Origin of the sequence: Ramlibacter albus, from assembly GCF_014297445.1 — a bacterium.
Lineage (GTDB): Bacteria > Pseudomonadota > Gammaproteobacteria > Burkholderiales > Burkholderiaceae_C > Ramlibacter > Ramlibacter albus.
This window is the reverse complement of the sequence record NZ_JACORU010000013.1, coordinates 1-12,110: the sequence shown is the minus strand read 5'-3', so window position 1 is coordinate 12,110 and position 12,110 is coordinate 1. Positions and strand designations below refer to the sequence as shown.

The 12,110-nt window shown below is 67.2% G+C and carries 11 protein-coding genes and 1 pseudogene; 7 read left to right on the top strand and 5 right to left on the bottom strand.

Annotated features, from left to right (window positions below):
- Positions 1-67 precede the first annotated feature (67 nt).
- Positions 68-427, top strand: a complete 360-nt coding sequence (locus H8R02_RS25330; protein WP_187084301.1) for a hypothetical protein — start codon at positions 68-70, stop codon at positions 425-427.
- Positions 428-677: 250 nt separating this feature from the next.
- On the opposite strand, the gene H8R02_RS25325 is transcribed toward H8R02_RS25330, so the two are convergent.
- From H8R02_RS25325 to H8R02_RS25305, 5 genes are read right to left on the bottom strand one after another with little or no spacing between them, the layout of a single operon-like run.
- Complete coding sequence (locus H8R02_RS25325; protein ID WP_187084300.1) at positions 678-1,490, bottom strand: enoyl-CoA hydratase; 813 nt, start codon at positions 1,488-1,490, stop codon at positions 678-680.
- The gene (locus H8R02_RS25320) at positions 1,487-2,920 is read right to left on the bottom strand and encodes an aldehyde dehydrogenase family protein (RefSeq protein ID WP_187084299.1); all 1,434 of its coding nucleotides are present in this window, start codon (positions 2,918-2,920) and stop codon (positions 1,487-1,489) included. Before H8R02_RS25320 ends, H8R02_RS25325 begins: the two co-directional genes overlap by 4 nt.
- Positions 2,917-3,696, bottom strand: a complete 780-nt coding sequence (locus H8R02_RS25315; RefSeq protein ID WP_187084298.1) for an enoyl-CoA hydratase/isomerase family protein — start codon at positions 3,694-3,696, stop codon at positions 2,917-2,919. Before H8R02_RS25315 ends, H8R02_RS25320 begins: the two co-directional genes overlap by 4 nt.
- Positions 3,689-5,800 (bottom strand): acetate--CoA ligase family protein, encoded by a 2,112-nt coding sequence (locus H8R02_RS25310; protein ID WP_187084297.1) that lies wholly within the window; start codon positions 5,798-5,800, stop codon positions 3,689-3,691. The genes H8R02_RS25315 and H8R02_RS25310 overlap by 8 nt, the downstream gene beginning before the upstream one ends.
- A 10-nt stretch (positions 5,801-5,810) precedes the next feature.
- Positions 5,811-6,788 (bottom strand): Bug family tripartite tricarboxylate transporter substrate binding protein, encoded by a 978-nt coding sequence (locus H8R02_RS25305; RefSeq protein ID WP_187084296.1) that lies wholly within the window; start codon positions 6,786-6,788, stop codon positions 5,811-5,813.
- 96 nt (positions 6,789-6,884) lie between these two features.
- Here H8R02_RS25305 and H8R02_RS25300 point away from each other — a divergent pair, with 96 nt between their 5' ends.
- From H8R02_RS25300 to H8R02_RS25275, 6 genes and pseudogenes are all read left to right on the top strand, one after another.
- Positions 6,885-7,781 (top strand): LysR family transcriptional regulator, encoded by an 897-nt coding sequence (locus tag H8R02_RS25300; protein WP_187084295.1) that lies wholly within the window; start codon positions 6,885-6,887, stop codon positions 7,779-7,781.
- Positions 7,782-7,853: 72 nt separating this feature from the next.
- Positions 7,854-8,022: pseudogene (locus tag H8R02_RS25295) on the top strand (IS3 family transposase); the annotation flags it as partial.
- A gap of 314 nt (positions 8,023-8,336) precedes the next feature.
- On the top strand, positions 8,337-9,689 hold the full coding sequence (locus H8R02_RS25290; RefSeq protein ID WP_187084294.1) for a tyrosine-type recombinase/integrase: 1,353 nt from the start codon (positions 8,337-8,339) through the stop codon (positions 9,687-9,689).
- A gap of 196 nt (positions 9,690-9,885) precedes the next feature.
- Complete coding sequence (locus tag H8R02_RS30880) at positions 9,886-10,077, top strand: helix-turn-helix transcriptional regulator (RefSeq protein WP_187084293.1); 192 nt, start codon at positions 9,886-9,888, stop codon at positions 10,075-10,077.
- On the top strand, positions 10,074-10,487 hold the full coding sequence (locus tag H8R02_RS25280; RefSeq protein ID WP_187084292.1) for a hypothetical protein: 414 nt from the start codon (positions 10,074-10,076) through the stop codon (positions 10,485-10,487). Before H8R02_RS30880 ends, H8R02_RS25280 begins: the two co-directional genes overlap by 4 nt.
- 290 nt (positions 10,488-10,777) lie before the next feature.
- A complete protein-coding gene (locus H8R02_RS25275) occupies positions 10,778-12,040 on the top strand; it encodes a hypothetical protein (protein WP_187084291.1) in 1,263 nt (420 codons plus the stop codon).
- Positions 12,041-12,110 lie beyond the last annotated feature (70 nt).

The window sequence follows — 12,110 nt, the reverse complement described above, 5'->3', positions numbered from 1 at the left end:
CGGCGGGCTTTCGCGTCACACGCCGGACTGGATCCAACGGACGCAACGACCTACGAAAGGGACTCAGATGTCAACTATCAAGCAGATGCTCGACGACTTGCTCACGGGGGACGGCGCCATGTGCGCAGCTGTCGTGGACTCCAACAGCGGAATGATGCTCGGCTCGGCCGGCTCGGGGGTGGACCTCGAGATTGCCGCCGCGGGCAACACGGAGGTGGTGCGCGCCAAGCTCAAGACCATGAAGGCATTGGGCCTGAACGAGACGATCGAGGACATCCTCATCACGCTTGGCCGCCAGTACCACATCATCCGGCCCTGCGCGCGCAAGGAAGGCGTCTTCATCTACTACGTGCTCGACAAGGCCAAGGCGAACCTGGCCATGTCGCGGCGCAAGGTCCAGGACGCCGACCGCGACCTGAACTTCTGATCCGCGCACGACGGGTGACTCCCTGCGGCTGCAGCCTCCATTGCGCAAGCCGCGTCGCGCCATGCGACGAACGCGACGCGGCGCGTGCGATGCACCGATCGTGGGGAGCGACGGGCTCGCATTCGCAACGGTGTGCTGCTTCAGCCATCCGGATCAGACGATCGGCAGCAAGGAGAAGCTGGAAACGCTGCGCACGGTAGCTGCCCGCCTCGAGGACACGTACGGAGCCGACATACGTACTTGAGCGCCCTCAGTTGCCCGTGAACCGCGCCGGCCGCTTCTCCTGGAAGTGCGCCACGCCTTCCTTGAAGTCCTCGCTTTGCAGGCTGGTGAACATCTCGGCGTTGGCCAGCGCCACGGCCTCGCCCAGGCTTTGGAACGGCGCCTCCCACAGCTGCCGCTTCATCACGCGCACGGAGCGCGGCGAGACCTCGGTGGACAGCGTGCTTGCAAGCGCCAGCGCCTCGGGCAGCAAGTGATCCGCCGCCACCACCCGGTTCACCAGCCCCATGCGCAGCGCCTCGCTGGCGTCGACCTTGCGCGAGGTGAGCAGCAGGTCCGTTGCATGCGCATGACCGACGATACGGGGCAGCATCCACGCGATGCCGTGTTCCGCCACCAGCCCGCGTTTGGCGAACGCCGTGGCGAAGACCGCCTGCTCCGAGGCGATGCGAAAGTCGCTGTACAGCGCCATCACGAGTCCCAGCCCCGCGGCGGCGCCATTGATCGCGGTGATCACCGGCTTGGGCGCCGCCGGGAAGTATGAATAGCGCGTCTGGTAGTCCGCGCGCCGGTTCATGTCGAACGGGCGCATCCATTGCGCCGCGCGGATGTCGTCGGGCGGCAGGACCTCGAGTTCGTCCATGTCCATGCCGGCACAGAACGCGCGCCCCGCTCCTGTCAGCACGATGGCGCGCACTTCCTTGTCGCGGCCGGCTTGTTCGACGGCATCGCGCAGCTCGGCTTCGAGCACCTTGGTCAGCGCGTTCATGCGCTCGGGGCGGTTCAATGTGATGACGGCGACGGCGTCATCAAGGCTCACGCGGATCTGCTGGTAGGTCATGGCGTTTCGAAGTAAGTGGCTGGCAATTGCAATGAAACAGGCTCGAGGAACTCCTCGATGCCCGCGCGGCCGTTCTCGCGCCCGATTCCCGAGCGCTTGAAGCCGCCGAAAGGAGCCTGCGGATTGAAGGGCGCGCCGTTGATGTCGACCTGCCCCGCCCGCAGGCGGCGCGCGACTGGCAGTGCGGCCGCGGGTGTCGCCGCCCACACCGCCGCCGCAAGGCCGTACTCGGTTCCGTTGGCCATCGAAACCGCGTCATCCTCGTCGTCGTAGTCGATCAGCGCCAGCACCGGCCCGAACACTTCCTCGCGCGCAATCGCCATGTCGGGCGTGACGCGCTTGAGCACTGTCGGTGCGACGAAGAATCCGTGCGCGGGCAGAGGCGTATCGCTTGTCGCGAGCTCCGCGCCTGCTGCCAGGGCCGCCTGCACCATCGCGCGCACCTTCGCGCGCTGCGCGGCGGAAACAAGAGGTCCGAGCCGCGTTGCCGGGTCGGCAGGGTCACCCGGTTTCCACTGCGCGGAGAGTTCCGCCGCAAGGTGCGCGGCCTGCGTTGCCTGGGCGCGAGGCACCAGCAGGCGCGTAGTCGCCGAGCAGGTCTGGCCCGAATTGAGGTAGCAGCTGGCGAGTGTCGCCTTCACGGCGGCTGCGAGGTCAGCGCCGGGCAGCACCACGGAGGCCGACTTGCCGCCGAGCTCCAGCGCGACGCGCTTGATATCGGCTGCCGCGAGCGCCGCGACTCGCCGGCCCGCGGCGGTGGAACCGGTCAGCGAGACCATGTCGACCTCCGGGTGCTTGACCAGCGCTTCGCCCACTTCGGGCCCGGTGCCATGCACCAGGTTGAAAACCCCCGGCGGCAGCCCTGCAGCTTCGATCGCCTCGGCAAGCATGAAGGCGCTCGAGGGCGCGAGCTCCGACGGTTTGAGCACCACCGTGCACCCGGCCAGCAGCGCCGGTGCAAGCTTCGCAGTCACCTGGTGCAGCGGGTAGTTCCACGGGGTGATGCATGCGACGACGCCGACTGCGACCTGCTGCACGAGCGAGTGGCCGATACGTTCCTCCCATTCGATCTGCGTGGCGAGTTCGGCATGGAGCTCCCATGCGGCGATCGGCGCGGCGGCCTGGATCCGCGCGGCCAGCTTCAAGGGCATGCCTACTTCGCGCGAGATCACGTTTGCGATGGCACCGCTGCGCTCCCGCAGGGCTTGCCCGACGCGGCGGACCGCCGCAACCCGCTCGGGCAGCGGCATCACCGACCATGCGGCGAACGCCGCGCGTGCAGCGCGGACCGCGGCGTCCACGTCCGCGGGCGATGCCGTGCGATAGCTCGCGAACGGCTCTTCGGTGTAGCTGTCGGTCACTTGCAGCTCGGCGTCGCCGGTGGCCGTACGCCAGGCGCCATCAATGAAAAGTTGGTCGTGGATCTTCATGGGTTGTCCTTGTTTCGGCGACGGGCGACGAACTCCTCCATCACCCGCGCGGGTTCACCGCTTGCATAGCACTCGAGCTGGTACCGGATGCCTGCGTTGCAGGCTTCCTCGAAGCCCGCCTGCGTGCGTTCGCGGAAGCGTTGCTTGGTCAGGCGCACCGCGGTGCGCGGCAGCGCCGCCAATTCGCGCGCCCGTTGCAGCGCACGTGAGAGCACCTCGCCCTGCGGCACGAGGTCGTTCACGAGTCCGAGCGCATGCGCCCGCTCGCCGGAGACCAACTCGCCCGTGAGCGACAGCTGCTGGTTGAGCGAGTGCCCGATCTGCAAGGACATCAACCACGAACCCACGATGCTGGCCAGACCCGCGCGCACCTCCGGCTGGCCCATGCGGATGCCGGGATGCGCAACGCGCAGGTCGCACATCAGCGCCATCTGGAATCCCGCCCCGACCGCGGTGCCGTTGAGCGCGGCGATGATGGGCTTGGTCACGTCGCGCACCGCCTGGTACATCGCATGCTGCCGGTTCAGCCACGCAGCCACGTTGGCGGTCGTGATGCCGGCGGATTCCTCCAGGTCCTGCCCTGCGCAGAAAGCGCGCTCGCCTGTGCCGGTGAGCACGATCGCATCGACGCCCGCGTGCGCATCGAGCTCGCGCAGTGCGGCCATGAGGCCCGTACGGATGCCGTCGTTGACCGCATGCATTGCCTGCGGACGGTTGAAACGTACCACGGCGACGCGGCCGTCCAGTTGCGTGGTGACGGGCTGCTCGTCAGCCATGGCCGGCCACGCTTTCCTCGACCACCGCGTCGACCGCCCAGCCACCTGTCCCTGCGGGACCGGCGATCAGCGGATTCAGGTCGATGGACACGACCTGCGCCCCGCGCGCGGCTGCGAATCCACCCAGCGCCACCGCCGCCCGTGCAACGACCTGCAGGTCCACGGCCGGCTCGCCGCGCACACCGGCCAGGATGGGTGCGATGCGCAACCGGGCAAGCTTGTCGATCACGTCCTGCTCGCTGAACGGGTGCAGCAGCACCGCAAAATCTTTCAGCGCCTCGACGTACTTGCCGCCGTCGCCGACCATCACCGCCGTTCCGAACAGCGGGTCCTGCTTCACGCCGAGCGCGAACTCGCGCTGGCCGCGCACACGCTGGGCGACGAGCACGCCTTCCAGCGGCGCGCCAAGCGAGCGCACGCGCGCGACGCATTCTTCGTATGACCGCAGCACGTCTTCTTCGCTGCGCTGGTTCAGGAACACGAGGCCGTGCTCCGACTTGTGCGGGATGTCGCCGCTGCAAGCCTTGACGACGACGTCGGGGCCGAGTTCCCGCCACGCCTGCACCGCCTCGTGGGCGCTCGTGCAAAGCCGGTGCGCTACCACCGGCACCCCTGCCGATTGCAGCAAAGCGAGGCTCTGCGACTCGGACAACGTGCGCGTCGCGCCCGGCACAGGGGAAGCCTGCCCAGGCGCATCACGGGCGTCGCGCGCGCTTGCGCCTTGCGCGAGCAGTGCGTGCCGGCTGACCTGGTGCAAGGCAGCCAGCGCGTCGGTCTCGTGCGTGAACACGGGCACGCCCGCCGCGCGAAACGCGTCGCGCACGGACGCCTGCGGTGCAGAGACGGCCAGCGGCTTGCCGGTTTGCCGCAGGAATCGCGCAGTGTCGGCCGCCATGCCCGCAACGTCGTAGCCTTCGCCCGCGACCGGCACGCCGACGAGGAACATGTCGGCTTGCGGGTCGCCGGCCAGCGCGTCGAGCGTGCGTCCGAACATGCTGCCGTCCGTGAGCAACGACGCGGTGAGGTCCACCGGGTTCTGCGCGGTCGCAAAACCCGGCACGATGCGCGCAAGCGCCTGCACGGTGCTTCGGTCAAGCTGCGCGAGGGGTACACCGAAGCGCTCGGCCGTGTCCGCGCACACCACGCCCACCGCCCCGCTGTGGCTCATGACGACGAGGTGTTCCGCGGCGCGCAAGCCGCTGGCGAGGTAGAGCTCGACGGCGTTGACGAGCCCGTGCACGTCGTCGGCGCGCCAGATGCCGTGCCGCTCGAAGAAGGCATCCACAAGCGCGTCGTCACTGACGATCGCCCCGGTGTGGGAAGCGGCAGCCTGCGCACCGTGTGCGCTGCGCCCCGACTTCAGCGCCACGACAGCGGCGCCACGCGAGCGGGCTAGGCGCGCGGCCTCGGCCAGCATCGCGGGATCGGACAACGACTCGATGTACAGCAGCAGGACGCGGATGTCGGGGTCTGCCGCAGCGGTGAGCGCAAGCTCGCAAACGGAGGCGTCGGCGTCGTTGCCGCTCGCAACGACGTAGCGCACGCCGATGCCGCGTTCGCGCAGCAGCGCATAAGGCATGACGCTGGCCGCGCCGCTCTGGCTGATCACCGCGACGGGGCCGTCCTGCGGCGGCACCTCCATGAACATCGTGCTGAAGTTCAGCACCGCCCCCGTCTGGAAATTCGCGACGCCTTGCGCGTTGGGCCCGATGAGCCGCACGCCAAGAGCACGCGCCTCCTCGACCAGCTGCGCTTGCCGCTGCGCACCGGCCGCACCGGTTTCGCCGAAGCCGGAACTCATCACGACGGCGCTGCGCACCCCCCGCGCCGCGCATTGACGCAGCACGCCCTGCACCTGGTCGCCGGCGACCGCAAGCACCGCGACGTCAGGCGCTTCTGGCAAGTCCGCGAGCGAGGCATAGGCGCGGTAGCCCTGGACGGTCTCGCGCTTGGGGTTGATCGGGTACACCGCACCGGCAAAACCGAAGCTGCGCAGGTAGTGCAACGGCCGGCCGCCGACGCGGTTGCGGTCTTCAGTGGCGCCGACGACGGCGACACTGCGCGGCCGGAAGATCGCGGCCAGGCGCGGGTCGAGCGGGTTCACGCGTGCTCCTTCAGTCCAGCGTGGCGCCGGATGCCTTCACCACAGGGCCCCACTTGGCCATGTCGTGCTTGATGAGCGCGGCGAACTCCGCGGGCGTGGTGGGCCGCGCCTCGGCGCCGTCGGCCTGCATCCGCTTTTTCATGTCGTCGCTCGACATGACCGTCGCGATCTCGCGGCTGAGCCGCTCGACCACCGGGGCAGGCGTCGCTGCAGGCGCCAGCACGCCGAACCAGATCGTCACGTCGAAGTCCTTGAGGCCGGCTTCCTGGGCCGTCGGCACGTCGGGCAGCAGCGGCGAGCGCCTGGGACCGGTCACCGCGAGCGCGCGCACCTTGCCCGCAGCAATGTTCTGGGTTTGCTGCGCGATGGTGTCGAACATCATGGTGATGCGGCCGCCCAGCAGGTCCACCAGCGCCGGCGCGCTCCCCTTGTACGGAATGTGGTTCACCTGGATGCCGGCGCTCGTGCGGAACAACTCGCCCGAGAGATGGTTGGAGCTGCCGTTGCCCGCGGAGCCGTAGGTGAGGCTAGCGGGCCGGGCCTTCGCGAGCTTCACGAGATCGCCCAGGTTCCTGGCCGGCACGTCGGGGTGCACCACCAGCACGTTCATCGTGGTGGCCATGAGGCTGACCGGTGCGAAGTCCTTCACGGGGTCGTAGCGCAGCTTGCTGTAGAGGCTGGGGTTGATCGCGAGCGTGCCCGTCGTCCCGAAGAAGAGCGTGTAGCCGTCGGGCGCGGCGCGCGCGACCGCTTCTGCGGCAATAGCGCCGCCCGCGCCGCCCTTGTTGTCCACGACGACGGTCTGGCCGAGGCGCTCGCCCAACTTCTGCGCGAGCGCGCGCGCCATCGCATCGGTCGGCCCGCCGGCGGGGAACGGCACCACCAGCGTCACCGGCTGGCGCGGCCAGGCCGGTGCCTGTGCGTGGGCAAGGGGCGCTGCGAACCACAGCGATGCGGTGAGCGCGAGGAACAGCCGGGCGATGCGCATGGGAATGTCTCCTGGATGAATGGGGCCAGCATAGGTTGGCAGGGCGTTGCATCAAATAGCAGATCGCACAATCCAGACTTGCATTAAAGTGAAGGCGTGAATCTCAAGCAGCTGCACTCGTTCCTGCACGTCGCGCAGCAGGGCTCGCTCGCCAAGGCTGCGGCCGCGACGGACTTGGCCGAGTCGCTCATCAGCCGGCACATCGCCGCACTCGAAACCGGCTGGGGCGATCGCCTGTTCGAGCGGACGGGCCGCGGCATGGCACTCACCGACTTCGGCCGGCGCATGCTGGTGGAAGTGAGCACTGCGCTGCACCAGGTGCAGCGCCTCGATGAAGTGGCGCGCGAATCGGCAGGTGTGCCCACCGGCACCGTCCACGTCGGCGTGCTCCCGTCGCTGGCCCCGCAGTTGCTGCCGCTGCTGTTCGCGGACCTGCGCGCGAACGCGCCCGGCGTGAGCCTGCATGCCACCGAAGGGTTTAGCGGCAGCTTGGACGAGCAGATCGCGAACGGGCGGCTCGACGTGGCTGTGATCAATCGCTATGGGCCCGCCGCCGCGCGAAAGGAGGAAGTGCTCGGCACGGCGGAAACGTGGCTGGTGGGCAGGCCGGGCAGCGCGCTGCTGGGGAGCGAAACGGTGGCTTTCAAGTCCCTCGCTGGTGTGCCGCTCGTGCTGCCAGCCGCGCCCAACGGGCTGCGCGTGACGCTCGACCAGCTCTCACGCCGCCACGGCGTACGGCTGGAGGTTGCGATGTCACTCGACGGCGCGGGCAGTATGAAGGACGTGGCGCGCAGCGGCCACGCCTACACGCTGCTGCCGATGATGGCGGTGCACGAAGAGCTCGAGCGCGGCACGCTCGCCGCTGCCCGCGTGATCAAGCCGGGAATCCGCCGCACGATAGCAATGGCGCTCAGCACCCAGCGGCCGCTGTCGCGCGCTGCACGCCACGTTGCGTCTCGCATCCGCGCGCTGGCGCCGGCGCTGGTGATGTAACTGACGCCTCGGCCGAAACAGTGGCATGCATCAACCCGCCGCCAGAAGCTCCGTCCCGTCCGTGTTATCGAGATCGATGGTTTGTACAAGGCCGAATTGATTCACTGCCGCGCACCGTGGAAGACATGTGAAGCCGTCGAACTTGCAACGCTCGGCTGGGTCTGCGGTTCAACCAACTCGCTTGCTCGAACCCATAGGCTATATCCCGCCGGCCGAGGCTGCAGAAAACTACTGGCGGCAGCAGCACCCGCTCGGAGAGCTTCCGGCGGCCCCTGCGGGGAGCGTGAAGAGGCCGGATCGCGCCTGGCTGTTCGAGGAGCCCTTGCTGGCCGCGATCGCCCAAGCCGTGGCTCGCGACGGTGCCTGCGCATTGCATGCGGGCGCGTAGGCCCTTTTAGGTGGCGGAGCAGGAGTCCGCCTAACGTTCCTTCAAGATTGGCTCTGTAAATGAGGATCGCTGTCCTCTCTCCTCTGAAAATTGTCTCCCGAGGTCGCAGAAAGTCTTTTGAAGTTGCATCGAAGCGCAGTACAATCGGAGGTAATTGAGAGGTAACTGTGTCCGAGTTCACTGTCGCTCAACTGCAGCAATTTCGAGCTGCCGCGCTCGCCGGAAACGGGGTGCAGCGGCTCCGCGTTGCTCCCCTCCTCTTCCTGCAGGTACGCCCCCCGGTGTCCGCAAGCTGGGTGTTCCGGTATTCGATCCCCGGCGGCAAGGCGGGCAAGGCCACGAAAAACAGCATGGGGCTGGGCCCATTCCCCGGAATCAGCCTGAAGGAAGCGAAGCAGACAGCCGAGCAGTTGAGGGGGCTGCTTGCACGCGGCATCGACCCCGTGCAATACAAGAGGGCCGGCCACGAAGCCGCGCATGCCGAGCGAGCGCGGCAGGCACACACAGTTGGTGCGGCTGTGGAGGCATGGCTGGTGCAGGACACTCGAAAGCTCACCAGCCCGAAGTACGCTGCTCAGAAGGGCCGGCGCCTGGATGATGCGTTGGACCATAGCGCCGGTCGCGCCGCGCTGCGCGGTATGCCTGTCGCGGCGGTCGAAACTGCGGACATAGCTGCGGCGCTCGAAGTCTTCACCGCGCGGAAGGCTCCCGCCATTGAGACTGCGCGGCGCGTGCTGCAGGACCTTACTAAAGCGTTTGACTGGGCGAGGGGCAAGGGTTGGCGCAAGGGCGAGAACCCCTGCACTGGCGTTGTGCGGACGTTGGAGAAGCCGCAGAGGGTCGGGCACCGCGCGCCGCACGTCAGCGAGCTTGGCGGGATCGTTCGCGCTATCCGAGGCGGAGCTAAGCAGGAGGTCGGTGTCTTGGACTACAGCGCGCGGCTGGCGGAATTGCTCCTCCTCACCGCTGCCCGTACGAAGGAGATTCGTTTGGCGAAGTGGGGAGACGTCAAGCAACTTGACGACGACGACGCCGCTCGCATTGAAGTCCCTGCCGAGCGGATGAAGAAGCGCAAACCGTGGATTGTCCCTCTCTCCCGACAGGCTTCGGCGATCCTGCGCGAACTGCGCGCGCATGCAGAGGAGTACGTGAACCCGAACGAGCTTGTCTTCTTTCGCTACGCCGGGGCGGGGGCCGGCGCTGTGTGCAGCGAAAACGCAGTGAATGACTTTCTGGACCGCATAGGGCTGCATGGGCAGCTTACCGGCCACGGCTTCCGCAAGCTGTTCAGCACTGCGGCTCACTCGATGTGGCCGTATGCAGGCGTGAATCGGGCCAAGGCGATTGAGCACGCGCTCGCGCACGTGAACAGCCAGACTGTGGAAGAGACGTACAACAAGTCCGACTACATGGACGAGCGCCGCAAGCTCGCGCAGTGGTGGGCGGACCATCTGGACACGGTGGCGGCAGCCGATGGCGCCGCCGTGGTGGAGTTCAAACGGCCGAAGAAAGCCGCTTAGAGCAAGGGCGCATTGCCCACCCTTTGGAGTCCCTGCCGGGGCGTTCTGCCCCACACTTCGGAGTCCCACTCGCCCGGCTGCATGCCGGGCTTTTTCATGGGGGATTCACTTCTTGGAGGTCTTTCCCCAGACTGCTACCCGCCGCGACTAACAGCGGCATGCTGATCCCCACAACAACTAGAAGAAGGTTAGAGCTATGGAAACCTCGCAACGCGCGCTCCTAGTCAGCGCCGCCGCAGTCGCCCAGATGCTGGGCATTCACCGGGCAACATTATTCCGCTGGATCGCGGCTGGCATCTTCCCTCCCGCCACACTGAAGCGGGGTCGAGTGGTGCGCTGGTCCCGGGTCACAGTCGAGCAGTTCGCGCAGCAAGGAGGTGCGCAATGACAGCGCTCCAGTTCGCGTATCCCCACCTTGCGGGAGTCCCTTCCGGAGAGTCCAGCGCTTCCGCATACCTCGCTGTTGCGAGCCTGGTGGAGGAGGCATGCGCCGACGCGGAACATTGGAAGCTGGCAAGCTGGTACGTGCTGGAGCAAGTTGGCTACGAAGCCGCCAAGCGTGCCCGCAAGGTTCTCTCGGCAAATGTGTGTGAGTTGGTGCGCCGGCGAAGCGTTCCTCCTCTGCCTCCTTCAGGGACTGGGGGTGGCGTGGACCGTCGCCTCGCGCGCGCCGTATTCGCGCTCCGTGCTTTGCCGATGGAGCCGAGCACAAGCGGGCTGCTGCCGGCGGCGGCGTCGCTGGCTCGAATTCTTTGCGCGGCGGACGAAGCAGAGAACGTCAAGCCGTCGCGCCCCTAAGAACGCAAAGCCCCGGCGCGGCAACGCCGGGGCTTTATGGATTCCAACAACAACAACAAGACGAAGAATGGAATTGTCCTATGGGAGTGACAGAGCCGGCAATCCCTCGATACGTTGAGGGCGAGTTAGGAGAGGCACAGGTGGGGAGGCTCCTCCGCCTCGCAGAGTGGATGCCGTATTGGTTCGTGTGGGGCCTGCCGGACGATGTGGGGAGGGATCGCAAAATACCGCGCACTCCGCGCGGCAAAGCTCGAGCGGGAAAGAGCAGTGCCCCAAGCACGGCGGGCAGCTTGGAAGACGCGCTACATGTGCGGGAACGGCTGTCGATGGGTGGAGTCGGGGGCCTGGTAAGTGCGGGGAATCCGGGGCTTGTCGGTATCGACCTTGACAACGTCGTGGGCGAAGCCGGACTACATCCGTTGGCGCTGGAGGCGGTGGAGAAGTTCGCAGGCTGCTATGTGGAAGTCTCCCCGAGTGGGACGGGGCTCCGCATCTTCACCGTCGGCGCCGTGCCGGCAGGAACGCCGACGAAGGCGACGTTTGGCGAGGCTGCCGGCGGCAAGCCGGTTGGCGTCGAGATGTACGCGGCGGGTGACGGTGGGCGCTGGCTACGTTGCACGGGACTGCCGGTGGTGTGGCAGGGGCGCGAACTGGACACAGTGGTGGAATGCCAAGCAGGCATTGACTGGCTGGCCAGCGTGCTGCAGCGAAAAGGCGCCAGAAGCCCCGACAACGGCGCCGGCCCCGACAAGGACAGCGCAGAGGGCTGCTTCGCTGCGCTCGCGGAATTGCGGCCCGTCTCACCAGCAAGTGCGGTGCTCGATGAGCTGCGCCGCCGTGCGGCGGAGAAGCCGAGAGGCAAGTTGGCGAGTGCCCTGCGCGCTGACCTTGCACCATGGGGCGGCGATCACAGTGCGGCGGACCTGTTCCTGTGCATCCAAGCGTGCCGCTACGGGTGTGACTCGCAAGAGTCAGTGTGCGAGGTGTGGCGCGGCTCGGACCTAAGCAAGCGCAGCAAATGGAAGCGCCACGACTACAGAACGCGAACGGTAAGCAGCGCCAGCGTTGCTGCACTGGATTGGATGCGCAAGCAAGTCACTACCGCCCCCGGACAGCCGGCCCCGACATTGCCACCGGGGCTCGAAGAGTCGCTCGCGTTGTCGGGGGACAAGCTCGTGAAGCTGCGCACGGGCGCACTGGCGGGCGAGGCGGGCAATATCGTGGTGCTTTTTCGGAATCATCCTCAGATGCAGGGGCTTGTGGGGTTCAACGCATTGGAAGGAAAGCCGGTGCGGTGTGGCTCATGGCGGCTGTTCGACAGGTGCGGTGCAGTCGAGCCGGGGCCGATCACTGACGCCGACTTGACGAGGCTGGGCGCGTGGCTACGAAGGGAGTTTCAGATGAGTATCGATGCACGTGAGCTGCTGCGCGGAGTTGCCACAGCGGCAGACGATGCACGCTTCGATCCGCTTGCGGATCGACTGCACGCTTTGGGGGCTGAGAAGTGGCTCCGGAAATCTGAACAGCGTCTTCAGTGGAAACTCCGTGCATGATGCCGGCCGTGGAAGGCTGGCGACAGGAGTTTTCGATGGCAAAGAAATCGGCGCGGCGCACCCGCCGCAC